The organism is Streptomyces sp. NPDC046900, assembly GCF_040644975.1.
Classification (GTDB): domain Bacteria; phylum Actinomycetota; class Actinomycetes; order Streptomycetales; family Streptomycetaceae; genus Streptomyces.
Map to the genome: position 1 here is coordinate 1 of NZ_JBEYXD010000053.1, position 26206 is coordinate 26206.

Below are 26206 nucleotides of genomic sequence, written 5' to 3' on the forward strand. Positions count from 1 at the left end.
GACCACCGGTCTCCGCCTGGAGGTTCCCGCTTTCGTCGCCGTGGACCGGGGGCCGCCAGGCCGCTGGGTTCCGATCGGGCGCCCAGACGACGTGCACCAGGATTGCCCACACTGGGGAAACAGGCTGTGTAGCCCATACCGTCATTCCGCCCTGACGCACCTGGGTGAGCAGGGCGCGTCGTTGCTGATGCTGATGCTGATGGCGAAGTCGAGGCACAAGAAGCCGGAGAACGTCCGCCGCTACTTCACGCCGTCTCCCGAGTCGATTGCCGAACTGGCCAGCTTGCTCGCGCCGGGCAACGCGCACCGGTAAACAGCTTGCGGGGACGTTCTCCTCGGTCGCCGACACACCAGGGGGCACGCTCAGGCCGGTGCCGTCACTTCCCGGACGGTGGCGGGCTCGCGGGTGGCCGGGCGCCGGGGCTCGGGGCGCCAGGTGGCGACCAGGGCGGCGGCCAGGAGCAGTTCGGCGATGTCGCCGCCGTAGTACATGATCTCGGTGCCTGCCTGTACCTGGGGGATGGGGGCGTGGATGTCGACCCAGAAGCCGCCGTATATCAGCTGGGAGATGCCCGCGTGGGCGGCGATGGCGACGCCAAGGTAGACCAGCCGTGCGCGTACGCCGGGCTGGGAGGGGGCGGGGTCGGGGCCGGCGATGACGTAGGCGAACAGGCAGCCGGACAGCAGGAAGTGTGTGTGCAGCAGCCAGTGCCCGGCCGGGTTGCCCGTGGTCGCGTTGTAGAGGGGGTGAAGTAGAGGACCGCGAGGCTGCCCGTGGACAGCGCAAGCGCCACGGCGGGGTGGGCGACGAGGTGGGCGGGCGGGCTGTGCAATACGGCAGTCAGCTGCCTGCCCCGGGCCGCGGGCAGGGTGCGCAACAGAAGGGTGACGGGGGCGGCCAGGACGAGCGCGATCGGCGCGTACATGCCGATGAGCATGTGCTGGGCCATGTGGCCGCGGAAGTCCTCGTGCGCGAAGTGCGCCACGGGCGGCAGCAGCGCGATGCCGAGCAGCGCGGTGCCGGTCAGGAAGCCGGCCGTCCGCCACCTGCTCCAGCCCAAGGCCGGATTGCGGCGGCGCGCGCGGCGAGCGAGTAGCAGGTAGGTGCTAGCGGCGGCCAGCAGGACGAGGGCGGGCAGCAGCCACTGAAGGAGGCTGCTGCCCGCGTCGTGCCCGTGAGCGGGCATGTCGTGGTCCATCAGGCGTAGCGGCTCTCACGCCGGCCGGCCGGGGCGCCCGGGTCGAAGGGCTGGCCACTGCGCTGGAGCAGGTAGCCGCCGGCCAGGAACACGGCGCCCAGCACGAGGAAGCCGGCGTCCCACCATGCCTGGTAGGGGCCGCCGTGGACGTGGTGGATGCCTATAGGCCGCGTGCGCGAAGAAGCCGGCGACTACACCGGGGCCGAGGACGTCTACCGCTGCGCCGCCGAAGGAGGAAACTCGGAGGCTGTGGGGCGCCTGAGCTGGTTGCGGGAGAGAAACGGCGACACCGATGCGGCCGCAGCGATCGAACGTGACGGCCTGGACGCTGACCGCACCGCCCAAGACAACTGAATGTTCTGGTCGAACATCAAGGCAGCGGTAGGCGGCCGATGCCGCCGGGTCTCGGTCGGCATCTGGGCCGGCGCTCATCGCGAAGTCGGAAAGGCGTGGCGCCCCCTCCGGGCGGGCGACCAGGGTGACCCGCTGCTGGGTGCTCGGGATGGTCCGGTCCACGGTGCTCCGCCTCTCTCGGTGTCCGGGGCGGCAGACCGTGACCCGGGTGTCAGTCGGTGGTGCGCCCGGCCGCCGCGTCGTCGCCACGCAGGTCGGCGCTGATCGGCTGGCCCAGCAACTCGTCGAGCTGGGCGCGGGCCAGCTCCAGCCGGCGGGCGTACTCGTCACGCTCGGCCTGGAGCCGGTCCTCGTCCGCCGAGGAGACGGCGGCCTGGGCCTCCTGCGCTGCCGCAGTCGCCCCGAGCAGCTCGCGGACCAGGGCCTGGGCAAGCAACTTGTAATCGATCTCGATTGGCGGCTGGCCGGGGACAGCGACGGTGGCCGTCGCGCCGGCCGGCTCCGCCGGGGCGAGCGCACCGGCGGAGGGCGTGGGCGGCACGCCCAACCCCTCGATCTTGTACGTCCGCTTGCCGCGAATCTCCCGCGCGATCTCGCCCTCACGGTCCATCGTTGCGATGAGCTGGATGAACGCGACCGGGCTACCGGAATAGCCGACGGCGTCCTTCAGCACCCCCGTGGCGTATCCGGACGGGTCCACGACAGGGCCCGACGTGGCCAGGAACTGGCGGATACGCAAACGTGCGGTGCGGTCCCGAACCATCTCGTCCTCCAGTGACACATCGCCTGATTGCAGCACGATAGCACGTAGAGAGGAGGACGGCTTGTCACAACTTCCGGGCGAGTACCTCCAGTCCGACGTCGAGCGTTCTGGTGCGTCGTTCAGGGCATCGGCAACGGGTTGATCCTTTCCACTGTCGCGGCCGTGGTCGTGGCCTCGGTGCCCGCTGGTCAGACCGGAGTGGCGAACGGCATGAACACGAACATCAGGACGCTCGGTGGCTCACTTGGGGCGGCCGCCACGGCAGCCATCCTGACGGCGTACGCGGGGCCGGCCGGTCTCGACGGGGTGGGTTACGTCGCCGCCTTCGTTGTGCTGGCGGCAGCCATGGCGCTCGCCGCTGGGGCGGCCTTGCTGATCCCCCACGACGGCGCTCAGACTCCGGGTCCAAAACCGGACCCGATGGTCAGCGACGCGGGTCTGGCCGGGCCGGCGACGACGCACCCGGAGCCGGGGTGATCCCGGCCTGGGCTCGCAACTCCTCGAGCTTGGCGCGCGCCAGCACGAGACGACGCGCATAGTCGTCACGCTCGGCCGCGATCCGCTGCTGCTCGGCCGTCAGTTCCTGGATCACGGCGGGCGTCCCGCTCCCCGTCAGCTCACGAAACAGATACCGGGGCCAGCACGTCGTAGTCGACCTGCAACCGGCCGGCCGGGGTCTCCAGGACTCCGGAGGCAGGCTCGCCCGAGCCGGCGGGGAGGTCGACCGCGGTGATCCGGTAGGTCCGTTTGCCTCGGATCTCCCGGACCAGTTCGCCGTCACGCTCCATGGCCGCGAGGAGCTGGATGAAGGCTACGGAGGAGCCCTCATAGCCGACTGCTTCCTTGAGCACCTTGGTGGCCAGGCCGTGCCGGTCCTCGAGCGGACCGTGCTGCACGAGGTACTGCTTGATGCGGGCTCGAGCCGTACGATCGCGCGCCATCCCAATGAACCTTCCCGGGCCGTCTGTAATCGTGCCAACATGGTAACCGAACACGATTAGAGGAGCATCCAGGGAAACCGGCGAGGAAGAGCGTCAGGGGCTTGTGCACGGCCTGCGGTGGGGACTGAAGAAGTCCTTCGTGGACTACGTCCGCCGGATGCCCGACGGCAAGGGGTCGGTCGGTGCCGGCGCGGTGCCCGTCGGGACCGGGGACCTCTTCTACGAGCACGACGTCGAAAGGAGCGGCGCCGGGGTGTGGGCATTCCGTGGCGACGTCCGCTTCAGTGGGTACTTCGGAATGCTTTTCGTCCGCGTCGCCAACCCTTGGCTGGAGATCGACGGGAGCAGCGTGGTCCTGAGCATCGAGGATCCGCAGGCTCGAAAGGACGCGCCGCGCGTCCCGCTGGTGACGGGAACTCTTCAGCGTCTCGGCGACCAGGACGGCACCGAAGTCTGGGGCAGCGACGACGTTGCTCTGACGGCCGAAGGCGTCGCGCTGTTCAACGACGTCTACGCCGAAGGTGAACCGTTCGAACCTCTGGTGGTCCAGCTCCCCTTGAGCCGGGCGAGCTGATCGTCGAGCATCGGTGCCACCACACCGGTCGGTGAACACCACATCGCGACCGGCCCGGACTCCGTCGAGAGCGAGCGCGGCGACGGTGTCCGGGCTCAAAGGGGCACTCAACCCGTAGTCGGCGAAGGGATCATCAGGGGGATCCTCACGGGTGCGCGCGAACCGGGACGGCCGGACCTCTTCGGAGTTCCCGATGTTCGTGCGCACCGCCGACGGCGCCAGCACGGTCACCCCCACCTGGGTCCCGGCCAGCTCCAGGCGAAGCGTGTCGCTCAGCCCGACGACTCCGTACTTGGCCGTCGAGTAGAGCGCGCTGACCCGATTCGGCACGTACCCGTTCATCGAGGCGGTGTTGAGCACATGGGCCGCCCGGCCCGAGGCGACCATGCCGGGAAGGAACTCCTCGACGCCGTGGATCGTCCCCCAAAGGCAGACGCCGAGCACCCACTGCCAGTCCTCGTGCGTCGCTGTCAGCGCGTGGCGCGGTTTGAAGGCTCCCCTCCCTGAAGGGAGGGGATTCTCCACCCTCCAGGGTTGAGCGGGGATGTACGGCTCAGGCTGCCACCTGAGCCGGCGGCTCAGGTGGTCTTACGCCCTCGACACCGTCCGGGTTCCAACCTGCCCGGACCAGCATCACGCGGGCGGAGTTCTTGTCCCTGGGGGACACGGCTCCGCACACGGTGCAGGCATACGTTCTCATCGAGAGAGGTAGCGCGTGCTTGGTTCTCGCCCCGCACGTTGCGCAGTCCATCGTGGTGTGCGCCGGGTGCACGAGACGGACGTCCCGTGCGTGCTTGCGGCCCAGCTCGATCAGGGCACGCTTCGTCGCCGCGATGGCGGCATCGGCCGCCTTGCGGGCCATGGTGGTCTTCGCGAGGAACTTCGGCCTGAAGTCCTCCACCGCCACCCCGTCATGATCGCGCATGACGGACTTGGCCCACTTGCGGCCGGTGTCCTCCCGCTGCCGCGCGATCTTCCTGTGCAGCTTCGCTGCCTGTGCCTGCGCCTTCCGGTAGCCGGTGGATGCGGGCTGTCCTTTCGGTCGCCGGCGCCGGGCCATCATCCGCTGGTACTTCGCGAGCCGCTGAGCGGCCCGCTTGCCGTGTTCGGCATGCGGAAGGTCGTAGGCGTCGTCGGTGGTGGTCGCGGTCTCCTTCACACCCCAGTCCACGCCCAGGACGTGGCCGCTCTCCACAAGCGGCTCGACCTGGGCCGGGGCGACGAAGGAGGCGTACCAATGTCCGAGCGTGTCCTGGTACACGCGCACACTCGACGGGTCGGCCGGAAGAGCCCGCGACCACACCACGCTCACCACGATCTGGCCCGCAAGGTGCAGACGACCGTCCTTCAGACGGAAACCCCGCTTCGTGTAGTTGAGGCTCGGCCTGGCCTCCCGCTTGCGCTTGAAGCGGGGCATCCCCGCCCGACGGTGCATCGCAACCCGGTCCTTGATGTCCTTCAACGCCTTCGCCCTCGACCTGGCGAAGTCCCGAATCACCTGCTGCTGCGGCACCGAGGCACCCTCGGCCAGCCACGGCGTCACCCGACGCGCCTCGGTCAGCATCCTGTCCAACTGCGCCGGACCACACGTCACCTTCTCGCCGCCCGCTCTGCTCTGCACGTGGGCCTGCCGGGACTTGGCCACGCATTCGTTCCAGATCCAGCGGCAGCGATCCCACTCGGCTTCGAGTGCGCGCCGGGCTGTCTTGGACAGGCGTACACGGAAGGTGTACCGGGCATGCCCGGTGTCCTTCGTGGTCGCTTCTGCCGTCATGCATCCGAACCTACCTGGGAGGACTGACAGTTGAGAGTTCTTGATCATCGTGGGCGGCATCACCGCCGTGCGGGGTGGACACCGGATCGCCCTGACGGCGATCCGGCTGTCCCTGCCCTGCTCCGCAGGAGTCCGATTCCTCCCCCGCCTGAAGACCGGCGCATCCTCGGAGAAAGCCGGTGAACTTTTAGCCTCAGGGGTGCTGCGGTGTGACGCAGCCTGACTGTCGATCCCATCGGGCAGGCCACACTCCCCGCGTGTCTCAGCCGGTGCCCCGACGTGCCGATCACCGTCGCCCTCGCGCATTGAATGAAGCCGGGCCCGTCACCACGGGGGTGTGACGGGCCCGGTCCGCGTCGACGGTGCCACACCCCTTCATCCCCGCACGCGCTGAAAGGGGGCCGCCGCCACCAGGCGGGCGGTTTCTCCTTCAGTTGGGTCCGGCTGGGGCGGTGTCAACCGATGCCGAGGGTGTTCAGGGCGGTGGTCCAGTCGGTGACGATGGCGCGCTGGGCGGCGGCGAGGGTGACCTGGCCGGCGCAGACCGCGGTGTGCAGCTTCGTCTCCACCGGGTCCTTCTTGTTGTTGACTCCGCCGCCCGCCTGGTGGCCGGGGTCTGGGGGTTCAACCCACAGATTGCGAGGGTCGTTAGGGTCACCGCCGAGCTGCAAGCTGATCAAGTGATCGTATTCCGCGTCGCCCATACGACCGGTGTAGCCGTAGGAGGCCGCGTTCCCTTCCTTCTCCTTGCCGGTGACGGAGACGGGCGGGCGGATACCGGCGGTGTAGCCACCCTTACGGCAGATCGTGGACTTCAAGTTCGCCTGCGTGACAGCCGGAGAGATAGCGCCTGGGGTGCACGCCGGATCCTCCAACGGCTCCCCCTTCTCGGTGCGGTAGTGGCAGCTACCCGCCGGGGGCTGCTGTTGCACGCTGTACGTCTTCTGCGGCCCGGCACCGACCGGGATTTGCCGTTCGGAAGTCCCCCCTGCGGCTGCCGTACCTGATGCTCCTGCCGCCGGACTCGCCTTCCCGGACGAGGGCGTGCCGCCGATGGAGGAGGTAGGGGAGCAGCCAGCCAGCACAAGGCAGGCGAGCAGTACCGAGGAACCGGCTCTGTAGGTGGAACGCATCACACCCCTCTCATTACGCGGTTGCTTGAGCAGATGCTCCCCCAGCGGGCTGCTGGTCTACCGCACGAGGTGCGGCGCGAAGGCGCACAACGTCATACAGCACTGCGCCGTCGGCACACAACGAGCGGCCGCATTCTGCACCCCTCGGGGGTGGGATGCGAGCCGGGCAGGCCTCGTTCCGCCCGCTGCACGTCACCGCTCCATTGGTCGTCATTGAGCTCCTGCCGGCGGGCTTACGCCCCGTCGACCGTGTGACGTCCAGCCAGCCGGTCCGTCCGCACCTTGCGCATTCTTGCTTCCGGAGTGCGCTGGGGACTCTCACGTGGTGTCACCGATTTCTCTCACGCGATGTCTCAAGAAACGCATGACATCAAAGCGAGAATGAATAGTGACACCGACATGAGAAGTCACAGGAGGTGGCTCTTGCGGCGCTGCGTGGGGCCGGTGGATACCGCCGCGGGCTTGCTGCCGAACTAGCGTGTGAGCACGGGGGTGTTGCCCGTACCTGGCAGCGGGCGGTGACCGAGGCACGCGAGCGCTACGGGCGGGAGTGCGGCGGGGAGTCCTCGAGCACGGCATCGCGATTCCCGCGCCGTGCTCTCTTGCTGCGGCTGCCGGCCGCGCCCCGCTCGCCCTTTCTTTCTTCGGTGTGCCGGGGTGTCCCGCGCTGGGCGCGACGGCCCCGCCGACGCGCAACACCCGCTACGCGCACGCCCGGCGCCCAGGCGACGTCGGGCACCCTCCTCGGTCGGGTGTTGCGGCCCGGTCGACCAGCATCCGCAGGGACGTGCCACGCGGGCTGGCGGCTTCTGTCGTTCAGTCCAGGGCACGAAGGCGATTGGCTCCCAAGGCTGAGCAACGCTCAGCCTTGGGAGCCAATCAGAGACGCTTTGTCGTGGCGCTTCGACAGACGGGTCTCCCCCACCGCCAGCCACCAGCTATAGCGCTGCTTGGTCATTACGCTGACCGGAGTTTCACCGGCAAGTTCATCACCGCTTCCAGGACGCACGCTACGAGCCGGTCCGCCGACGCGCCCGGCGACGGTACTCAACTGCACACGATTTCGGGCAGCTTGGAGCGCTTGCTGTCCCCTCACCCATCAGCTGGGTGCGGGAGTATGCACACGCGCCGTCTCATGCCGGGGCTGGTTGTGCCGTCCAAGGCCAGCTGTGCTGACCGGAGCTGGCCGTGCCGCCCGGAGTCGACCGCGCAGACCGGTGTGTCGTCCGTGCCGCCCGGAGTCAACCTGCGCCGACCGTCCTCAGGCGGCCCGGTGCCGTTCCTCGGCCGCCCCCTCGCCTGTTCCGGCCACGGCCGGGGCGTCGGCGGTCCGGCCGTGGCCCGGGATCAGGGGCGGCGCTGCGGCACATTGTCGTGGACCCGCTTGGGGTCGGTGACCGCAACCGGCTCCAGGATCTCCTCGATGCGGGCCATGAGGTCCGGCGTCAGCACGACACCGGAGGCCTTGGCGTTTTCCGCGACCTGCTGCGGACGCGAGGCGCCGATGATGGCAGCCGAGACGTTGGGGTTCTGCAGCACCCAGGCCACGGCCAGTTGTGCGAGGGACAGCCCGGCCTCGGCGGCCAGCGGCTTGAGCTGCTGAACGGCCTCCAGCATTTCGTCGCGCATCCACCGCGCGATCATGTCGGCGCCTCCCTTGTCATCGGTGGCTCGCGAGCCCTGCGGAGGCCGGCGACCGGGCTCGTACTTGCCCGTCAGCACACCCTGCGCGATCGGCGAGAACACCACCTGGCCCATGCCCAGCTCCTCGCAGGTGGGCACGACCTCTGCCTCGATGACCCGCCACAGGGCGTTGTACTGGGGCTGGTTGGACACCAGAGGGATACGCAGTTCCCGCGCCAGGGCGTGAGCGCGCCGGATCTGCTCCGCGGGCCACTCGGAGACACCGATGTAGTGGGCCTTGCCGGAGTGGACGATGTCGGCGAACGCCTCCATCGTCTCCTCCAGCGGCGTAGCCACGTCGTACCGGTGCGCCTGGTACAGGTCCACGTAGTCGGTCCGCAGGCGTCGCAGCGATCCTTCGATCGATTCCATGAGGTGCTTGCGTGATAGGCCCCGGTCGTTGCGACCCGGTCCGGTCGGCCAGTACACCTTGGTGAAGATCTCCAGCCCCTCGCGGCGCTCGTCCTTCAGCGCGTGGCCCAGGACGGACTCGGCACGCGTCCCGGCGTAGGCATCGGCTGTGTCGAAGGTGGTGATGCCCACCTCCAGCGCCGCGCGCACGCACGCGGTGGCCGCCTCCGCCTCCACCTGCGAGCCGTGGGTCAGCCAGTTCCCGTAGGCGATCTCACTGATGACCAGTCCGCTACGGCCGAGATGACGGTGATGCATGGAAGTAGTCCTTTTGTTGGCATGTGCGGGAGCGTCGGCTCGGCCCGGTGCAGGAGCACTGGCAGGGCTTTCATCAGGTCATTTCAGGTCCTTCGGTGGCAGCACGTGTCTGCTTCTGTGAAGGTCCCTCTGGCCCTCGGTCGTGTGCCCGGCGCGGGAGAGCGACCGGCGAGGGCCGGTGCTCAGGTCCGTCGTTCGTTCCGCACCTGTTGCCGCGCCGTGCGCAGGGCTAGTGGCGCTGCGGCTGCCCATGCCTGGGGTGAACAGGAATGCGGGTAGGGGGTGGGACCTGTGGTGGCGGAGCGGTCGTAGCCGGCGATGACTTCGGGCAGACGGTAGCCGTGATGGGTCGCTGCCGCGATGAGGCCTTCGGTGATGGTGTCGACCTCGTCGGCGAGCTTGTAGCGGGCCAGACCCAGGGTGATGACGGCGTTGTCGTGGGGCCAGGCGCTGCCGCGGTGGTACGAGAGAGGGTGGTACGGCTTTTGTCCGGCGGCCAGGGTGCGGATCGCCCAGCCGGAGAAGAAGTCCGGTGCCAGCAGGCGTCGGCCGACCCGGCGGGCGTGCTCCGCGTCGAGGATCCCGGACCACAGCAGGTGGCCGGCGTCCGAGGCCAGGGCGTCGACCTGGCGTCCGTCGCCGTCCAGGGCGAGGGCCGGGAAGTCGGCTTCGGGCATCCAGAAGTCCGTTGTGAAGCGGCTGCGCAGTCGGGCGGCGGCGTCACGCAGCCGGTCCGCGTACGGTTCGTCCTGCCAGATGCTGTGGGCGAGTTCTGCTGTGCGCTGGAGTGCGTCGTAGGCGTAGCCCTGGGCTTCCGAGACGGCAATGGGGCCTTTTGCCTGGGTGCCGTCGGTGAAGCAGATGGCGCCTGCGGAGTCCTTCCAGTTCTGGTTGACCAGCCCGCCGGGGTCGGGGGTGTAGAGGAGGTAGCCGTGTTTTTCCAGGCCGCCGTCGGTGAGCATCCAGTCCACGGCGTTGCGGGCGTGCCGCTCCAGGCGTAGGGCGAGGGAGCGATCGTTGGTGGTCTCGTAGTGGGCGTGGAGCAGGACCAGGAAGAGCGGTGTGGCGTCGACGGCGCCGTAGTACCGGCCGTAGGGGATTTGTCGGAAGTGGGCGAGTTCGCCGTGGCGGGTCTCGTGGACGATGCGTCCGGGTTGTTCGCCGCTGAAGGTGTCGTAGCGCTGTCCCTGGGTGGCGGCGAGGGCGCTCAGTGTGGCGGCGGCCGTGCCGGGTCGGTAGGGCAGGAGGAAGTAGGAGGTGAGCAGGGAGTCGCGGCCGAACAGGGTGAGGAACCACGGGATGCCGGCGGCGGGGACGTGTACCTCGTCACCGTCGACTCCGGTGACCGGGATGGTCAGCAGGTCCACGTCGGCGAGGCCGCGTTCGCAGGTGCGGCTCAGGTCGTCCGTCGCCGTCGGCGTCTGCCGGTGGGGGTGCGGCACGGCAGGCGCGTCGAGCGGCAGCCCGTGCGGGTGGGCACGGACGGTCAGGTGGAGTTCGCTCTCGCCGTGCCCGTCGAGCCGAAGGTGCCAGCTGAGGGTCCGCGCGGTGGATTGCTGTGCGTCGGCCGTCGGGGTGAGGGCGTTGGGGGCGGGATGGCAGGCGAGGGTGGTCCGGGCGTGCCAATCGGCTCGGTGGTAGTCGAAGAGCAGGCCGTCGGGTGTGGGGTGTGCGGTGTGTCGGCCGTCGGGTTTGGGGTAGTGGCGGTCGTCGGCCCGCAGTTCGAACAGGTCGGCGAAGTCCGCGTTGACGGTGAGGTCGACGCGGGCGGTCACCGGGTCGGGCAGGTTGCTCACCAGGCGCAGATGGTCGGTGAGGGTCCCTGCGGTGACGGTCTGCCGACGGAAGACGGTGTAGGCGGGTGGTTTGTCCCGCGTGCCCTGGGGGGTGAGGACACACGCCGCCGTGTCGTCCGTCGTCGCTTCGGCGGGCACCAGGGCGCTGGGGCTGGTGCCGTCGACGGTGAGCTGCCAGCGGCTGAGGTGGCGTGCATCCCTGAAGAAGAGTCCGTCGGGGGTGGTGCCGCGGGTGCCGCTGATGCCTGCGTCGGCGTCGAGGCGGACGAAGGTGGCGTCGCGCACCAGCTGGACGCGGGTCTCGGCCGCGTTCATGGCATGGGCTCCTTCGGGTCGGCGCACAGCAGGTCGAGGGTGAGGGCGGCGGTCCAGGAGAAGTGCCGGGCGCCTCGGCCGGTGCCGGTCGTGGGGTCGACGTATTCGGCGAACCGGGACCGTCCTGCCTCCGCGAGAAAACCCTGATGGAGGCGTTCGGCGTCCGTCTGGAGACGGTGGGTGCGCAGTCCTCGGTGGATCAGCCAGGCCGTGTTGAACCAGGCCGGGCCGCGCCAGTAGCGATGGGCGTCGAAGGCATGACCGGTGAGGTCGTAGCTGGGGACCAGTCCGGTGGCCGCTGCACTGAAGTGCGGGCCGTCCAGGACGTCCTGGAGGCGCTGCACGATGTCGTAGGGCAGGCCTGGCACGACGAGCGGGATGAGGCCGGTGACGCTGCGTTCGTCGATCAGGGAGTCGGTCCTGAGGTCGAGGACACGGAACAGGCCGGCGTCGTCGTCCCACAGCCGGGCCACCAGCTGCCGGGTCAGTTCGTCGGCGCGCCGCGAGTGAGGTGCACCATCCATGCCCAGCTCGTACGCCATGGCGGCGAGGGCCCGCTCGCTGACGATGAGCAGGGCGTTGAAGCAGGGGTCTTCCATGGCGAAGCCGTGCTCCAGCGCATGGTCGTCGTAGCCGGCCTCGCGGTAGTTGGTCGCGAGCCGGACATAGCGGCCGTAGTCCAGGTCGGTGGGCCGGTCGGCGGGGTGGCCGTGGTTGAGGTCGGCACGTTGGAAGGCCTCGGGCGCGGCGGGCTGGATGCGCTGCAGGGCCTGGTCCCAGCAGGGGCTGTTGTCCATGCCGGGCTCCCAGGGGTGGACGACGGCCGCCAGCCCTGCGCCGCCGAGGTCGCGGCGGGTGAGTAGATAGTCGTGCCAGGCGGCGAGCCGTGGATAGGCGCGGGCGAGGAAGCCGCGGCGTCGTGATTCCTGCGGGCCTGCCTGGTGCACGAGCCAGGCGGCCAGGGCGTGCACGGGGGGTTGGACGATGCCCGAGGTCTGGGGGGCCGTCGGTGCGCCGGCCGCTTCGCCGGCGTGGGAGGACTGCCAGAAGTCGGGGCTGGGGAAGTAGGCGTCGTGCGGGACGGCGGGGTTGAACACGATGTGCGGGATGCGTCCGTCGGCCCACTGCCCGGCGAGCAGGGACTCGAGTTCCTGCTGGGCGCGGCGCACCGAGAGATGGCGCAGCCCGATGGCGATGAAGGCGGAGTCCCAGCTCCATTGATGGGGGTAGAGGGTGCGGGAGGGAACGGTGGAGATGCCGGTCCAGTTGTCGATGAGGACCCGCGTCGCACCGCGTCGCAGTGTCAGGGCTGCGGCCGCGGTGGACACGGGCCGGTCCAGGAGGGAACTCACGCGCCGGACCTCTGCAGGAAGGCGGGTATGGAGCGGACGGCCTGGAGGGGATCGCCGGTGAGTCGGCATTCCGCGGCGAGGTAGCCGTCGTAACCGATCGTGTGCAGGGCGCCGAGCCAGGCGGGCCAGTCGAGGTGTCCGGCCCCGGGCTGGAAGCGGTTGGAGTCGGAGACCTGGGCGTGGCCGATGACGTCGGCGTGGGCGAGGATCGCGGCGGCCGGGTCGCTCTCCTCGATGTTCATGTGGTAGCTGTCGATGCCGATCCTGATCGAGTCGAGTCCGGTCTGGCGGATCAGCTCGGCAGCCTGCTCGAGCCGGTTGACCATGTGGTCCTCGTACCGGTTGAGCGGCTCCAGGAAGAGCGTGACGCCCTCCTTGCGTGCGTGCTCGCCTAGTTCGGACAGTCCGGCGAGCAGGACCTCGCGGTCCTCCTCCTCGGTGCGCGGCGCCTCGAAGGGCGGAAGGCGGCGGGAGAACATCCCGTAGGAGGCCGGGGTCTGGGCGCCCAGGCCTCCGATCTCGGCGATCACGGTGAGCTGTGATTTCATCTGCGCGATGGCGTCGCGGCGCAGGTCCGCGTCGAAGGCGCCGAAGAAGTGCAGCATGTCGACGCAGACCGTGGGCATGACCACACCGTCCTTGCCGGCCTGTTTCAACTCCTGCAGGCGCGAGGCGAAGTGGAAGTCGCCCTTGCCGCGCAGCTCGATGGCGTCGTAGCCGGCCTGCTGGGCGAAGTCCCACTTGGCCTGCAGGGTGTCTCCGGGCAGGAGTTGCTCCTGGACGGCGGTCTTGAGCATGAGGGGGCCTTTCAGAATTCCAGGACGACCTGCAGCGCCTCGGCGGGGCGCTCGTCGAGTAGCACGTAGGCGTCGGCCGCGTCGGCGGCCGGGATGACATGGCTGACCAGGGTGGTGACGTCCACCTGTCCTTCGGCGACCAGCCGCAGGAACGTCTGCTGGAGGCGTTCGACGCTCCAGCGGCCGGACAGCTGCTGCGGGACGCCGCCGATCTGGGAGCAGATGAGCTGCACGCGGTTGTGGTGGAACTCGTCTCCCAGGCGCAAGCCGATGCCGTCACCCTGGTAGAAGCCGGAGGCCACCACGCGGCCGCCGACGGCGACTGAGCGCAGGGCATCGTGCAGGGCCGGGTAGGCACCGCTGATCTCGATGGCGAGGTCGGCGCCGCGCCCGGCGGTGGCCTCGCGGATGCGTTCGGCCACCGCGTCCGTGCGGGCGTTGAGTGTGTGATGTGCGCCATAGTGCTGGGCGGTCTTAAGGCGGCCGTCCAGCGCGTCGACGGCTGTGACGCGGGCGCCGTTGAGCTGCGCGAGCCGGGTGGTGAGCAGTCCGATGACACCCTGGCCGAATACGGCGACGTCCTCGCCGAGGTGGATGTCGCCGGCCAGTACGGCGTTGTAGGCGATGGCGCCGACCCGGGCGAAGGCGCCGGCCAGGGGCTCGAGCCCGGTCGGCAGGGTGTGGCCGATCATGCGCTCGGCTGGGACGATGCCCTCGCTGCGGTGTCCCCAGATGCCCCACACCAGGTCGCCGGGGTGCGGCAGCCCCGGGGTGTCGGAAAGGTCCGGGGAGACCTCGACGACCTCGCCGACCTCGGAGTAGCCCCAGCCGGCCACGGGGTACTGGATGCCGGCGGCGCCCTCCCGGAAGAGCCGCGCGTCGGGGTCCCAGGTACGCGTCAGGTAGGGGTTGGTCCCCCGGTAGGCGGTGAGCTCGGTGCCCGCCGAGATGCCCGAGTAGCGGGTGCGGACCCTCAGGTGGCCCGGGGGCAGTTCGGCTCTGACGTGCTGGGCGACCTCCACCTGGCGAGGGCCGGTGAATTGAACGACGCGTTCCACGGATGGCTCCGGAAGTGGTGCGGTGGTGAGTTGCGTCGACAATAGCCCCAACTTATGTCTTGTCAATACGCAAAACTAGTGCTGAGATGCGTGTCCAGTAGTCGTAAGCCGGAGCAAGGACACGCAATGCGCACCATGACCCGGCGGTCGAGGATGACCGCGGTCGGCGTCACAGCAGCCCTGGGAGTGGGGCTGCTCACGGGCTGTTCCAGCAGCACCGGACCCGGCAAACCGGACCGTGAGATAACGGTCTGGTCACAGGAGAACCTCCCCGATCGCGTCGCGGCGACGCAGAAGGCGATCGACGGGTTCGAGAAGAAGACCGGGATCAAGGTCCATCTCGTCGGAGTCGACGAGGGCCAGATGCCCCAACTGATCATGTCGGCCGCAGCGGCCGGCAAGCTCCCCGACGTCATCGGCGCGGCCCCGATGGGGCAGGTCTGGCAGATGTACACCAACGGGCTGCTCAACACCGACATCCCGAAGAAGATCATCAACGAGTTGGGGCGCAGCACCTTCAACGCCAACGCGCTCGACCTGACCTCGGACGGGAAGACCAGTCTCGGTGTGCCCTCCGACGCCTGGCTCCAGCTGCTGGTCTACCGCAAGGACCAGTTCGACCAGAAGCAGCTGGCAACCCCCAACACCTACGAGCGGGCCGTGAGCGCCGCCAAGGCGCTCACCACCAAGGGCCATGACGGCCTCTCGGCGGCCACCGACCCGGGCGACGCCTTCACCTCGCAGAGCTTCGAGAGCCTCGCCCTGGCCAACAACTGCCAGCTCGTCGACGACCACCACGCCGTCGCCCTCGAATCCCCGCAGTGCCAAACGGCCTTTCGCACCTACGACCAGCTCGCCCGCACCTACGGCGCCCCGGGCACCCAAACCGTGGACACCACCCGCGCGAACTACTTCGCCGGCCAGTCCTCCATGGTCATCTGGTCGTCGTTCCTGCTGGACGAACTCGCGGGCCTGCGCAAGGACGCCCTGCCCAGCTGCCCCCAGTGCAAGAAGGACCCGCAGTACCTCTCCCGCAACAGCGGCATCGCCACCGCACTGCAGGGCCCCGACAGCACCACGCCGGCCCAGTTCGGCGAGATCACCTCATGGGCGACCACCAAGACGGCCGAGACGTCGGCCTCCCGCCAGTTCATCGAGTACATGATGGGCCCCGGCTACGAGCCCTGGTTCGGCATGGCACCCGAAGGCAAGATCCCCGTGCGCCACGGCACGGCCGCCCAGCCCGACCTCTACCTCGACGCCTGGCGCCACAGCGACATCGGAGTCGACACCAAGAAGCCCTTCGACCAGGTGTACCCGGCGACCCTGCTCAACCAACTCGCAGGCGGCGTCAGCAACATGCGGCGCTGGGGCATCACGCAGGGCGAAGGAGCCCTCGTCGGCGCCACCAACGGCGAACTTCCCGTGCCCAAGGCCATCGGCGCCATGACCAGCGGACAGATCTCCCCCTCCGAGGCCGCACACGAAGCCGACGACGACGTCGCCGCCCTCAAGAAGTCCCTGCAGTAGCCGCCCGCATGCACGTCACAAAGGTCACTTCATGACAACAGCCCCCGTCGGCGCACCGCAGCGCCGCGACACCAGCCCCCGGTCGACAGACCGGCCCCCCCACCGCCGGCGGCGCCCGCTGACCGCCAGCCGTCGCGCCAACCGCGCCGGCCTCGCCTTCGTCACCCCCACCTTCATCGTGGTCCTCGTGGTGGTGATCCTTCCCATCCTGTGGACCGTGCTCCTGGCGTTCCAGCACGCCAAGCTGGTCGACATCCAGGGCATGGGCATCTTCGGGAACTGGTCCCTGGACAACTTCACCCAGGTCTTCGACTCCGCCGGATTCTGGTCAAGCCTGGCCACCACCCTGCTGTACACCGCGGGCGGCACCTTCGGCTCCGTCGTCCTCGGACTCATCGCCGCCCTCGCCCTGCGCAAGCCCTTCCGCGGGCGTGGACTGCTGCGCGCGGCGATGCTGCTGCCCTACGTCGCCCCGGTCGTCGCCGTCGCCTTCGTCTGGGAAGTCGCCCTGAGCCCGCAGTACGGCGTGGTCAACAACTGGGGCCACCGCCTGTTCGGATGGGACAACCCCATCGCCTTCCTCTCCACCCGCCAGTACGAAGTCCACCTGCTCGGTGTGCACTTCGACATACCACTGGCCCTGCTGACCGTCATCGCCTTCGAGTGCTGGCGCTACTTCCCCTTCGCGTTCCTGTTCATCCTCGCCCGGCTGCAGGCAGTCCCGCACGGCCTGGAGGAGGCCGCCATGGTCGACGGGGCCACCATCACCCAGCGCTTCCGTCACATCCTGCTGCCCCAACTGATGCCGGTCATCGCCCTGCTGTGCGTCTTGCGGTTCATCCTGACCTTCAACAAGTTCGACGACGTCTACCTGCTGACCGGAGGCGGCGCGGGAACCGACACCGCCGCCGTCCGGGTCTACGACTTCCTCACCGCCCGTTACGACGTGGGAGCCGCGGCGGCCCAAGCCCTCGTCCTGGCCGCCTCCTTGATGATCCTGCTGGGCCTCTACTTCAAGTTCTTCGGCAACAAGGTCCAGGAGGAATCGTGACCCGCAAGGCCGCACTGACCAGGGCCCAGTTCGAGGACAGAGTCTTCGGCGTCCTGCGCTGGCTCGTCATCGCGTTTCTCGCAGTGATCACCCTGCTGCCCTTCTACTACATGCTGCTGCTGTCCGTGAAGCCCATCGATGCCCTCCTGCTCGACCCGGGATCGCTGTGGGTCTCGGCCAAGGACTTCACGCTGTCCACCTACCGCGACGTCCTCAAGTCCACCGACGACGGCGGTCAGGGCTTCCTGAAGTTCCTGCTCAACTCCGCGCTGGTGTCGCTGGGCACCGTTGTCCTCACCCTGCTGGCCGCCGTACCCGGCGCCTACGCCGTCAGTCGACTGAAGTTCTTCGGCCACCGCCAGGTCAGCGCGCTCTTCCTGGCCGTCTACCTCTTCCCCGCCACCCTGTTGGCCGTTCCACTGTTCGTCATCTTCGCCAAGATGGGCCTGTCCTCCAGCCTGGTCGGCCTCGCCATCGTCTACGTCGCCCAGACCGTGCCGGTAGCGATCTACATGCTGAAGAACTATTTCGTCACGATCCCCCCCTCCATCGAGGAAGCGGCAGCAATCGATGGAGCCACCCGGCTGCAGACCGTCCGCAAGGTGGTCCTGCCCCTCGCCCTGCCCTCCCTCATGGCGACCGGCCTGTACGTCTTCATGATCGCCTGGAACGAGTTCCTCTTCGCGCTGCTCTTCCTGGCCGCCGACCCGGGACAGTGGACCGTGTCCCTGGGCCTGGCACAGCTCTCCAACGGCGTCGAGGTCCCCAAGACCGTCCTCATGGCCGGTTCGGTCGTGCTCACGATCCCCGTGATACTTCTGTTCTTCGCCGCCGAGCGCATGCTGACCGAGGGCCTGACCAGCGGCGCCGACAAGAGCTGAACCATGGGGGATGTCATGATGACGCCAAGTCAGGTCAGCGCGGGCGGACTGTTGCAGCTGATCCGCAGCGGCCGCGCCAACACCCGAGCCGACCTGCAACGCATCACCGGGTTGTCCCGCTCCACCATCGGGCAGCGGCTGGACCTCCTCAACCACGCCGGCTGGCTTCGGCACACCGCCGGCACCTCCACCGGCGGCCGTCCCTCCCACCAAATCGCCTTCGACCCGGCACACGCCTCGGTGATCGCTGTCGACCTCGAGACCAGGCACGCACGTGCAGCTGTCCTGGATCTGGCCGGCACCATCCTTGCCGAGCACACCGCCCCCTTGAACATCAGCGACGGCCCGGACGACGTGCTCAACCAGTTGGCCTGCTGGTTTCCCGAGCTGATCGGCGCAGCCGGTGTGGACGCCACCCATGTCTGCGGCATCGGACTCTCCGTGCCCGGCCCCGTCGACTGGGAGACAGGACAGGTCATCGAGCCTCCCATCATGCCCGGCTGGGACCGCTACCCCGTCCCACAACGCCTGCAAAAGGCCTACGCCCATCACGTAGGCCCGAGCATGGGTGAGGGCCCCATCCCCGTGTTCGTCGACAACGACGCCAACCTCATGGCCCTGGCCGAGCAGCAGGCCAACCACCGCGACTGCCAGGCCTTCGTACTCGTCAAGGTCTCCACCGGCATCGGCGCGGGCGTCGTCGTCGGCGGCAACGTCTACCGCGGCATCGACGGCGGCGCCGGCGATATCGGCCACATCCGCCTGCACGACCAGCCCGACGTCCTGTGCATGTGCGGCTTCCGCGGCTGCCTGGCCGCCGTCGCCAGCGGCCGAGCCCTCGCACGGGAACTGACCGCTCTCGGTTTCGACACCGCCTCCGGCTCCGACGTCAAACGCCTGCTCGCCGAAGGCCACCCCGACGCCATCCGTCTGGCCAGGGAGGCCGGGCGCCGCGCCGGCGAAGTCCTCGTGACCGTCGTCACCCTGCTCAATCCGGGCGTCCTGATGCTGGCCGGAGACCTCTCCGGCGTCCCGTTCATGACCGGAGTACGCGAACTGCTCTACCAGCGCGCCATCCCCCGCACCACCGCCAATCTCCAGGTCGTCACCTCACGCCTCGGCGACCATGCCGGCGTCATCGGAGCCGCATCCATGGTCGTTGAGTCCCTCTACTCCCCCGACCGCGCCGACGCCCGTCTCAACCGCCTCGCACTCTGACGCCCCCACGCCGCACACCCACAGGAACACCGTGACCACACAACCTGCCCCCTGGACACACCGACCACTCGAGGTCGGCCTCGTCGGCGCCGGCCCCTGGGCCCGCGCCATGCACGCCCGCATACTCGCCGCGGGACCCGAAACACGGCTCGCCGCAGTCTGGGCCCGCCGCCCTGAAGCAGCCCAGCAGGCCGCAGCCCCCTACGCGGCCCACGTCGCCGCCGACTTCGACGAACTCCTCGACCACTGCGAAGCCGTGGCTTTCGCCGTCCCGCCCGCCGTCCAGGGCGAGCTGGCACCCCTGGCGGCCAAGCGAGGAAAAGCACTGCTGCTGGAAAAGCCTCTCGGCCCCGACCTGCCCACAGCCCAGCACGTGGCGGACGCCATCGCCGAAGCCGGCGTGATCTCCCAACTCGTCCTCACCAAGCGCTACCACCCCACCACCCGCGCCTTCCTTGACACCGCTCGCACCCTCGACATCGCCGGTGCACGCTCCTGCTATCTCCACGGCGCCTTCCTCGGCGGCGACTTCGCCACCGGCTGGCGACTTGAGCACGGCGCGCTCCTCGACCTGGGACCCCACCTCCTCGACCTCCTGGATACCGCGATCGGCCCCATCACCACCATCCGCAGCACGGGAGATCCCCGGCGCTGGATCGAGCTCACCTGCGAACACGCCAACGGCGCCGTCAGCCAGGCCTCCCTGTCCGGTTCCGTCAACCTGCCGCGCGCCGTCACCCGCGTCGAACTCTTCGGCCCAGACCCCTCCCTGGTCTACGACACCGCCGCAATCGACCACGAGGAGGGCTGGCCCATCCTGCGCCGCGAATTCGCCACCGCCGTACGCACCCACACACCCACCGCACTCGACGCTCAGCGCGGCCTGTATCTGCAAACCCTCATTGAACGAGCCACACAGCAGTGAGCTGACCCGATCCAGACACGACGAGCCCCGCCCTTCCACGGGAGGACGAGGACCACTCGTTCTCACCACGTGAGGCCGCCGACGGTGACCCGCTGCCCCTTCTGCAAGGACAGGTACGCCAGGCCCAGCCGTTGGATGAGCAAGTCATAGTGATCCTGCGGCAGAGTGCGCCGCGCACGTCCGACACCCAGGCGACGTCGAGCACCCTCCTCGGCGTGCTCTCACGGCCTTGCCGACCAGTGTCCGAAGGAGGACGTGTCACGTGGGCCGGCGACTTGGGTCGTGCGGCACCAGGGCACGAAGGCGATTGGCTGAAGGCACTGAGCATCACTCGGATTCCGTCCTGACGCCTCCGCCTCCTCCCGGGCGCCTGTTGCCGGTCGGTCTCCACGCCGGCGAAGCTACTCGTCACTTCACGCGCCCGGGCCGCCGCAGGCGGCCATGGCCGAGCTGCAGCCGTTCGCGTCGATCTCCGACCTCTTTCGCGACTTTAAGCACAGTGCATGACGGCTGGAGATCCGCCGTGGCTACGCCTGCGACCGCAACAGCCGCAAGTGGCAGCGGTTCCTCGCCGGCGAGGACATCGCGCGCGACCCGGACAACGCAGGTCGTGAGAACGTCCGCGCGCAGACCACGCTGCGCAAGAGATTCGAGCGCGTGCGCCTGCCCGCCCATCTCGCCGACGGACTGCGCCGCGGATACCAGGGAGTACATCAAGACGATGTCGATCTCTGCCTAGAGGTCGACAGGTTCTCCTTCGCGATGGTGGCTCGCCATGAAGACTCTCTGACGGTGCTCCGTCCCGTTGCGGTGGCCTGAGGACTCAGCCGACGCCCGGTAACCTGCTGGAGTTCTGGTGGCCACCCCGCTTTGGCCGGCTCCTCGGCTCGGGCCCGGGTGCTGGCAAGGCGGTAGGAGCCGGTGCCGGCCTTGATGAACGTGCCGTTGAACGTGAGGCGGTCGACGATCGCCGTGCAGAGCCGGGGATCAGTGAACGTCTTCGTCCAGCCATCTATCTGGGGAGCGACTCGTTCGAGGCGATGGCGACGCTGTTCTTCTCCTCGCGTTCGGTCAGGACCTGGAAGAGGAGTTCGGCGCCGCGGCGGTCGAGTTCCATGTAGCCGAGTTCGTCGCTGCAGAGGAGATTGACTCGGCAATAGCGGGCGTTGTCTTGGTCAGCTGCTTCTCGTCCGCGGCCTCCACCAGTTCGTTGACCAGCTTCGTGGCGAGTGTGTAGCGGACGCGGTAGCCCTTCATCGCGGCCTCGGTGCCCAGGGCGATCAGCATGTGGGACTTGCCCGTGCCTGAGTCTCCGATCAGGCAGAGCGGCTGCCCCTACAGGCCAAGAGTCCGGCCCCTCGCATATCGTTGAGGGGCCGGAGTTGGTAGCGGGGGCGGGATTTGAACCACGCGACCTGGGTTATGAGCCCAGCGAGCTACCGAGCTGCTCCACCCCGCGTCGGTGCCCCAACCGTACGCCGCGCGCGCCTCGCCTGCAGGGATTTTCCGGGGTGGGGTGTGCCCCACCCCAGGCCGTCAAGAGCCCGTCCCCCCGCGCGGCCGGGATCCGGGCGAACTCGGGCGCTGAAACCGCTGAATCGACCAATACTGCGGCCAACGGTGGCTGCGGGATCGGAAAGCATCTAAATAGCCGGCGGCGAGCTCACTGCGGCGTCTTCCGCGCGGCGACCGTCCCCCAGTCCGCCACCACCATCACAGCAGCGGAGCCCGCTACCCTGGTTGGCAGTCTTCTGTGCCTTCGCCCGTCCGGGGATCCTGCGCATCACCACGGCTTTATCCCATCCTCAAAACGACAGGGTAGGAGTGAAGACATCGGAACGCCTCAGGCCGCACCCGGATCCCGGGTGGGTGCGGCCCTATATGAGCGGTCCGTCTGGGCGATGCGGTCAGATCTCCGACGGGATGCGAGCGGCGATCTCCCGCGCCAGCCGGTCCGCCTCCGCAGACATCGGCCCACCGGCCCGGGCAACCATCACCATCAGGCACAGCAGATCATGCGCCTCTTCAAGCGAGAGCAAGGCCAGGCGCTCGGTCATGTGCGCGACCGGAGCGAAGTCGATCCCGTCGAGATCAAGGTGATCGTAGGGATCCATGCCCGGGCAACGCAGCCGGCCTCCAACTGGTCACGCACCGGTGGACAGGAGAGCAGCCCCGACCGGTGCGGGCACCAATCGGGACTGATCAGCGAAGTGCGGTCGTCAAGGGCGGTCGCCTACACGGCGAAAGGCTTCATGAGGCTTCAGCCGAACGATCGTCCTCATGAGCAAAAGGCCCGGGGACGCATGTGCATGCCGGAACGCGGGCCATCGAGCGAAGACCGTATCCGAGCGACTTATCCGAATGGCCGCCTGACAGCGTCCAGGGTGGCTGTGCCGCCGTCATCACCGTCATCCACGGTTCAGGCGTCGGAGTTGGGTTGGTTGCGGGCGGCGGCGTAGGCCTGGGTGGGAGTCATGTTGATGCCGTTGAACTGGACGGTTTTGAAGGGGCTGACCTGGGCGCAGGATGTGGACTGGTCGGCGGTCTGGGCGTGGGCGTTGGAGACGGCGGCGTGGGTGTCGGCGGGGGCCGGGGAGGTGCTGTGGCCGCTGCCCGTGGGGTAGGTGGTACCGGTGGACCAGTCGCCGCCGATGACAAGGGTCAGGCCGCTGCTGGTGGTCTGTTTGAGGTGGGAGGTGGGCAGGCCGAGGGCGTCGGCGACGGCTTGGGCCTGAGGTTTTTGGCCGGTGCCGTAGGTGAGGGTGGTGGCTTGGGTGGTGGGGGCGTTGGCGGTGGTGGTCTTCTGGCTGAAGCCCTTGCCCGTCAGGGCGGCGGCCAGCTGGGAGGCGCGGCCGGGGATGCTGGTGCCGTTCTCGATGGTGACGGCGATCCGGGCGGGGTCAACGGGCTGGCCGGTAGCGGTGGCAGAGGCCGCGGCTGACTTCTTCCCGTCGGAGCCAGTCAAAGACTGGTCGTTGGCGATCGTCTCGAACAGTGACTTTGACCCAGTATCTGGCACTACTCGGTTACTGTTGTTGGGGTCGGGGGCGGTCTGCATGGTGGTGAAGGTGATCCGCTTTGAGGGCACCTTGTTCAGGTCGGTGGCCAGGCCGATGAGTTTGTTGATGCTGCCCAGGCCGTTGTCGACGGTGAGGGCTTTGGTGGCGGCGTCGGCGAGGCCGTAGACGGCGGTGGGGTCGGTAAGGGTGCCGGCGCTTTTGAATTTGCGGATCATGGCGCCGAGGAAGAGATGCTGGGCGTAGGTGCGGTCCAGGTCGCTGCCGACGCCGAAGCCGTGGCGGGAGCGGACGAACTCCAGGGCCGCGACCCCCTTGAGGGTGTGGGTGCCCTTCGACAGCTTCAGATGCGAATACGTGTCGTACACGTTGTCGCTGACGCACACGGAGACGCCGCCGACCGCGTCGGACATGCTGACGACGCCGGAGAAGTCGAGCTTGACGAAGTGGTCGATGGGGATGCCGGTGAGCTGGTGGATGGTGGCGACCTGGCAGGCCGGCCCATAGAACAGGGCGCTGTTGATCTGCCCGTAGTAGCCGCGCGTGCTGTGCTGCGATGTGGGGTCGGCGCAGGCCGGCACCTGGATCATGGTGTCGCGGGGGATGCTCATGACGGTGGCGTTGGAGCGGTCGGCGGCTATGTGCACGACCATCTCCACGTCTGCGTTCCCCTTGCCGGTCTGCACGCCGGTCTGCGAGCAGCCGCCGCCGAGTTTGCAGTCGGTGGCGCTAGTGCGGCCGTCGGTGCCCATGACGAGGATGTTGATGGGGGTGCGGTCGAGGGCGTCGGGTCTTTCACTGCCGCCGCTGCCGTCGAGGGCGACGCTGTTGATGTTGCCGTTGAGGCGGTGGTAGAACCACCACCCGGCGCCGCCCGCGGCCAGCACGACGACGGCCAGGCATATCCCGGTGATCCGCAGGGCCCGCCTGCCTCGGCGCTTCGGCCGGGCGCGGTGCCGCGTCCGGGCACGGCGCCGCGAGCGGCCGCGGTCGACGGACCGGGAGGCCGCCCGCGCGGCGGCTCGGCCGCCTGGGGGACGCCCGTCGGCGGGCTTGTCCGTACGCTGGCGGGGCGCCTGGGTGGCACGGCGGCGTGTGGCCCGGTCGGCGGAGCCGTCCCGCAGGTCACTCATCTCCCACTTCCACGAATGGTCGGGCCCAGTAGGCCGTTGGGTGTGGCCAGACGTGTGTAGCCGTATCCGTCAGGCGAAGTGAGACGTCAGCTTGCCCGGCTCGGCCATCACACCCCGAAAGACGGCGTGCCGGTATCCGCCCCAGCCGCTCAGGCTCGATCCGGCCAGCTTGCGCCGTTCGTGCCGGCCAGGCCGACGGGCCGGGCAACTCCTCACCACCGTCCGACACCGCCTTGCACACGGCTTGCACGCCGCAGACCACACCCGGCCCGCAGGAGCACCACGATGCAAACCCGGTGCAAAGGCGGCGGGGACACTGCAGTCTCGGGGTCATTTCGGCATGGCCGGTGCCAGGCGACACCTGCGACACCGGACGGGCCGAAGTGACGCGCGCCTGCCTTCACGACACGAGACGGCGCCCCCCTTTTTCAAGGTTTGACCAATCACGTCACGGCGGCTGCTGCCGGACCGGGTTCATCCGAGGATGCCCCGGCCTTCAGGCCGGGGAGGAATCGGACTCCTGCGGAGCAGGGCAGGGATAGCCGGATCGCCGTCAGGGCGATCCGGTGTCCACCCCGCACGGCGGTGGTGCCGCCCACAATGATCAAGAACTCTCAACTGTCAGTCCTCCCGGGTAGGTTCGGATGCATGACGACAGAAGCGACCGCGAAGGACACCGGGCACGCCCGGTACACCTTCCGTGTGCGCCTGTCGAACACGGCCAGGCGCCAGCTCGAAGCCGAGTGGGATCGCTGCCGCTGGATCTGGAACGAATGCGTGGCCAAGTCCAAACAGGTCCACGTGCAGAGCAAAGCGGGCGGCGAGAAGCTGACGTGTGGCCCGGCGCAGCTCGACAAGATGCTGACCGAGGCCCGCAGGGTGACGCCCTGGCTGGCTGAGGGCGCGAGCGTGCCTCAGCAGCAGGTGATACGCGACTTCGCCACGTCCCGCGCCAAGGCCCTGAAGGACATCAAGGACCGGCTTCCGATGCACCGCCGGGCCGGGATGCCCCGGTGGAAGAAGAAGCGGGAGGCGCGGCCGAGCCTGAACTACACCCGGCGCGGCTTTCGCATCAAGGACGGTCGTCTGCACCTCGCGGGCCAGATCGTGGTGAGCGTGGTGTGGTCGCGGGAGCTGCCCGCGGATCCGTCCAGTGTGCGCGTGTGCCAGGACAGCCTCGGCCACTGGTACGCGTCCTTCGTCGTCGCGGCTCAGGTTGAGCCGCTCGCTCAAACCGGCCGCGTCCTGGGCGTGGACTGGGGTGTGAAGGAGACCGCCACCACCACGGATGACGCCTACGACCTCCCGCATGGCGAGTACGGCAAGCGGGCCGCGCAGCGGCTCGCGAAGTACCAGCGGATGATGGCCCGGCGGCGCCGTCCGAAGGGACAGCCCGCATCCGCCGGCTACCGGAAGGCGCAAGCCCAGGCCGCGAAGCTGAACAAGAAGGTGGCCCGGCAGCGGGAGGACACCGCCCGCAAGTGGGCCAAGGCCGTCATGCGCGATCATGACGGAGTGGCGGTGGAGGACTTCCGGCCGAAGTTCCTCGCGAAGACCACCATGGCCCGCAAGGCGGCCGATGCCGCCATCGCAGCGACCAAGCGTGCCCTGATCGAGATGGGCCGCAAACACGCGCGAGACGTCCGTCCCGTGCACCCGGCGCACACCACGATGGACTGCGCAACGTGCGGAGCGAGAACCAAGCACGCACTACCTCTCTCGATGAGAACGTATACCTGCACCGTGTGCGCAGTCGTGTCCCCCAGGGACAAGAACTCCGCCCGCGTGATGCTGGTCCGGGCAGGTTGGAACCCGGACGGTGTCGAGGGCGTAAGACCGCCGGGGCCGCTGGCCCAGGCGGCAGCCTGAGCCGTAAATCCCCGCTCAGCCCTGGAGGGCGGACAATCCCCTCCCTCAGGGAGGGGAGCCTTCAAGAGCCTTCCGGATCAAGACGCCCGGAATACCGAGACGCACGGAAGGTCTCGGCAACGGTTCTTACTGATCATTTCAGAATGAGTTGGCGTGTGGGGCTTGGCAGTTGGG

Annotated in this window: 20 protein-coding genes, 1 tRNA gene and 7 pseudogenes; 12 read left to right on the forward strand and 16 right to left on the reverse strand. The window is 68.7% G+C overall.

The features are described from left to right. Positions 1-313, forward strand: a pseudogene (locus tag ABZ904_RS34625) (hypothetical protein); the annotation flags it as partial. 50 nt (positions 314-363) lie between these two features. On the opposite strand, the pseudogene ABZ904_RS34630 reads toward ABZ904_RS34625, so the two are convergent. Together ABZ904_RS34630 and ABZ904_RS34635 are read right to left on the reverse strand one after the other, a co-directional pair. Beyond that, positions 364-1187: pseudogene (locus ABZ904_RS34630) on the reverse strand (cytochrome c oxidase assembly protein). An 11-nt stretch (positions 1188-1198) separates the two neighbouring features. Continuing rightward, positions 1199-1373: pseudogene (locus tag ABZ904_RS34635) on the reverse strand (DUF2243 domain-containing protein); the annotation flags it as partial. On the opposite strand from ABZ904_RS34635, the gene ABZ904_RS34640 reads away from it, so the two are divergent. Then, positions 1371-1553 carry a hypothetical protein gene (locus ABZ904_RS34640; RefSeq protein ID WP_361005876.1) on the forward strand — a complete coding sequence of 61 codons (183 nt, stop codon included), beginning with the start codon at positions 1371-1373 and terminating at the stop codon, positions 1551-1553. The pseudogene ABZ904_RS34635 and the gene ABZ904_RS34640 overlap by 3 nt on opposite strands. 211 nt (positions 1554-1764) lie before the next feature. Here ABZ904_RS34640 and ABZ904_RS34645 read toward each other — a convergent pair whose 3' ends face one another. Further along, on the reverse strand, positions 1765-2334 hold the full coding sequence (locus ABZ904_RS34645) for a hypothetical protein (RefSeq protein WP_361005873.1): 570 nt from the start codon (positions 2332-2334) through the stop codon (positions 1765-1767). A 120-nt stretch (positions 2335-2454) separates the two neighbouring features. Between ABZ904_RS34645 and ABZ904_RS34650 the strand changes: the two genes are divergently transcribed. Continuing rightward, positions 2455-2793, forward strand: coding sequence for a hypothetical protein (locus ABZ904_RS34650; RefSeq protein ID WP_361827874.1), 339 nt, complete (start codon positions 2455-2457; stop codon positions 2791-2793). Positions 2794-2933: 140 nt separating this feature from the next. Here ABZ904_RS34650 and ABZ904_RS34655 read toward each other — a convergent pair whose 3' ends face one another. Beyond that, positions 2934-3257: a hypothetical protein gene (locus ABZ904_RS34655; RefSeq protein ID WP_361005867.1), complete on the reverse strand. Its 324-nt coding sequence runs from the start codon at positions 3255-3257 to the stop codon at positions 2934-2936. Between the two features lie 103 nt (positions 3258-3360). Between ABZ904_RS34655 and ABZ904_RS34660 the strand changes: the two genes are divergently transcribed. Then, positions 3361-3831, forward strand: a complete 471-nt coding sequence (locus ABZ904_RS34660) for an HtaA domain-containing protein (protein WP_361005864.1) — start codon at positions 3361-3363, stop codon at positions 3829-3831. 195 nt (positions 3832-4026) lie between these two features. Here the strand turns inward: ABZ904_RS34660 and ABZ904_RS34665 are convergent. From ABZ904_RS34665 to ABZ904_RS34700, 8 genes and pseudogenes are all read right to left on the reverse strand, one after another. Further along, positions 4027-4356, reverse strand: a pseudogene (locus tag ABZ904_RS34665) (SDR family NAD(P)-dependent oxidoreductase); the annotation flags it as partial. A gap of 28 nt (positions 4357-4384) precedes the next feature. Further along, positions 4385-5605, reverse strand: coding sequence for a transposase (locus ABZ904_RS34670; protein ID WP_361005861.1), 1221 nt, complete (start codon positions 5603-5605; stop codon positions 4385-4387). 455 nt (positions 5606-6060) lie between these two features. After that, complete coding sequence (locus ABZ904_RS34675) at positions 6061-6423, reverse strand: hypothetical protein (RefSeq protein ID WP_361827879.1); 363 nt, start codon at positions 6421-6423, stop codon at positions 6061-6063. A 1662-nt stretch (positions 6424-8085) separates the two neighbouring features. After that, positions 8086-9090: an aldo/keto reductase family protein gene (locus tag ABZ904_RS34680; protein WP_361005838.1), complete on the reverse strand. Its 1005-nt coding sequence runs from the start codon at positions 9088-9090 to the stop codon at positions 8086-8088. A 182-nt stretch (positions 9091-9272) separates the two neighbouring features. Continuing rightward, entirely contained in the window at positions 9273-11201 is a 1929-nt protein-coding gene (locus ABZ904_RS34685; RefSeq protein WP_361005835.1) for a glycogen debranching N-terminal domain-containing protein, read from the reverse strand. Next, complete coding sequence (locus tag ABZ904_RS34690; protein ID WP_361005832.1) at positions 11198-12553, reverse strand: trehalase family glycosidase; 1356 nt, start codon at positions 12551-12553, stop codon at positions 11198-11200. The genes ABZ904_RS34685 and ABZ904_RS34690 overlap by 4 nt, the downstream gene beginning before the upstream one ends. Then, a complete protein-coding gene (locus ABZ904_RS34695) occupies positions 12550-13350 on the reverse strand; it encodes a sugar phosphate isomerase/epimerase family protein (protein ID WP_361827883.1) in 801 nt (266 codons plus the stop codon). Before ABZ904_RS34695 ends, ABZ904_RS34690 begins: the two co-directional genes overlap by 4 nt. An 11-nt stretch (positions 13351-13361) precedes the next feature. Then, a complete protein-coding gene (locus tag ABZ904_RS34700; RefSeq protein WP_361001420.1) occupies positions 13362-14408 on the reverse strand; it encodes a zinc-binding alcohol dehydrogenase in 1047 nt (348 codons plus the stop codon). 126 nt (positions 14409-14534) lie between these two features. On the opposite strand from ABZ904_RS34700, the gene ABZ904_RS34705 reads away from it, so the two are divergent. From ABZ904_RS34705 to ABZ904_RS34735, 7 genes and pseudogenes are all read left to right on the forward strand, one after another. Further along, a complete protein-coding gene (locus ABZ904_RS34705; protein ID WP_361827888.1) occupies positions 14535-15938 on the forward strand; it encodes an extracellular solute-binding protein in 1404 nt (467 codons plus the stop codon). A 31-nt stretch (positions 15939-15969) separates the two neighbouring features. Further along, positions 15970-16989, forward strand: coding sequence for a sugar ABC transporter permease (locus ABZ904_RS34710; RefSeq protein WP_361001414.1), 1020 nt, complete (start codon positions 15970-15972; stop codon positions 16987-16989). Then, positions 16986-17870 (forward strand): carbohydrate ABC transporter permease, encoded by an 885-nt coding sequence (locus ABZ904_RS34715; protein ID WP_361001411.1) that lies wholly within the window; start codon positions 16986-16988, stop codon positions 17868-17870. Before ABZ904_RS34710 ends, ABZ904_RS34715 begins: the two co-directional genes overlap by 4 nt. A 3-nt stretch (positions 17871-17873) precedes the next feature. Further along, positions 17874-19088: an ROK family protein gene (locus ABZ904_RS34720; RefSeq protein WP_361001408.1), complete on the forward strand. Its 1215-nt coding sequence runs from the start codon at positions 17874-17876 to the stop codon at positions 19086-19088. A gap of 31 nt (positions 19089-19119) precedes the next feature. Beyond that, positions 19120-20013, forward strand: a complete 894-nt coding sequence (locus ABZ904_RS34725; protein ID WP_361001405.1) for a Gfo/Idh/MocA family oxidoreductase — start codon at positions 19120-19122, stop codon at positions 20011-20013. A 516-nt stretch (positions 20014-20529) separates the two neighbouring features. Continuing rightward, a pseudogene (locus ABZ904_RS34730) lies at positions 20530-20619 on the forward strand (hypothetical protein); the annotation flags it as partial. 63 nt (positions 20620-20682) lie between these two features. After that, a pseudogene (locus ABZ904_RS34735) lies at positions 20683-20832 on the forward strand (2-phosphosulfolactate phosphatase); the annotation flags it as partial. 47 nt (positions 20833-20879) lie between these two features. Here ABZ904_RS34735 and ABZ904_RS34740 read toward each other — a convergent pair. The 4 genes and pseudogenes from ABZ904_RS34740 to ABZ904_RS34755 form a co-directional block, all read right to left on the reverse strand. Then, positions 20880-21345, reverse strand: a pseudogene (locus tag ABZ904_RS34740) (ATP-binding protein); the annotation flags it as partial. A gap of 51 nt (positions 21346-21396) precedes the next feature. Then, a tRNA-Met gene (locus ABZ904_RS34745) sits at positions 21397-21472 on the reverse strand. A gap of 448 nt (positions 21473-21920) precedes the next feature. Then, the gene (locus ABZ904_RS34750; RefSeq protein ID WP_361001401.1) at positions 21921-22127 is read right to left on the reverse strand and encodes a DUF6417 family protein; all 207 of its coding nucleotides are present in this window, start codon (positions 22125-22127) and stop codon (positions 21921-21923) included. A 305-nt stretch (positions 22128-22432) separates the two neighbouring features. Next, on the reverse strand, positions 22433-24163 hold the full coding sequence (locus ABZ904_RS34755; RefSeq protein ID WP_361001398.1) for an LCP family protein: 1731 nt from the start codon (positions 24161-24163) through the stop codon (positions 22433-22435). Positions 24164-24811: 648 nt separating this feature from the next. Between ABZ904_RS34755 and ABZ904_RS34760 the strand changes: the two genes are divergently transcribed. After that, positions 24812-26032 carry a transposase gene (locus tag ABZ904_RS34760; protein ID WP_361827894.1) on the forward strand — a complete coding sequence of 407 codons (1221 nt, stop codon included), beginning with the start codon at positions 24812-24814 and terminating at the stop codon, positions 26030-26032. Positions 26033-26206: the final 174 nt, after the last annotated feature.

Bases quoted from the DNA above. Each gene is read 5' to 3' on its own strand.
- ABZ904_RS34720 (WP_361001408.1), top strand. From the start codon at position 17,874: ATGGGGGATGTCATGATGACGCCAAGTCAGGTCAGCGCGGGCGGACTG.
- ABZ904_RS34705 (WP_361827888.1), top strand. From the start codon at position 14,535: ATGCGCACCATGACCCGGCGGTCGAGGATGACCGCGGTCGGCGTCACA.
- ABZ904_RS34680 (WP_361005838.1), bottom strand. From the start codon at position 9,090: ATGCATCACCGTCATCTCGGCCGTAGCGGACTGGTCATCAGTGAGATC.
- ABZ904_RS34760 (WP_361827894.1), top strand. From the start codon at position 24,812: ATGACGACAGAAGCGACCGCGAAGGACACCGGGCACGCCCGGTACACC.
- ABZ904_RS34710 (WP_361001414.1), top strand. From the start codon at position 15,970: ATGACAACAGCCCCCGTCGGCGCACCGCAGCGCCGCGACACCAGCCCC.
- ABZ904_RS34695 (WP_361827883.1), bottom strand. From the start codon at position 13,350: ATGCTCAAGACCGCCGTCCAGGAGCAACTCCTGCCCGGAGACACCCTG.
- ABZ904_RS34655 (WP_361005867.1), bottom strand. From the start codon at position 3,257: ATGGCGCGCGATCGTACGGCTCGAGCCCGCATCAAGCAGTACCTCGTG.
- ABZ904_RS34670 (WP_361005861.1), bottom strand. From the start codon at position 5,605: ATGACGGCAGAAGCGACCACGAAGGACACCGGGCATGCCCGGTACACC.
- ABZ904_RS34750 (WP_361001401.1), bottom strand. From the start codon at position 22,127: ATGGATCCCTACGATCACCTTGATCTCGACGGGATCGACTTCGCTCCG.
- ABZ904_RS34755 (WP_361001398.1), bottom strand. From the start codon at position 24,163: ATGAGTGACCTGCGGGACGGCTCCGCCGACCGGGCCACACGCCGCCGT.
- ABZ904_RS34685 (WP_361005835.1), bottom strand. From the start codon at position 11,201: ATGAACGCGGCCGAGACCCGCGTCCAGCTGGTGCGCGACGCCACCTTC.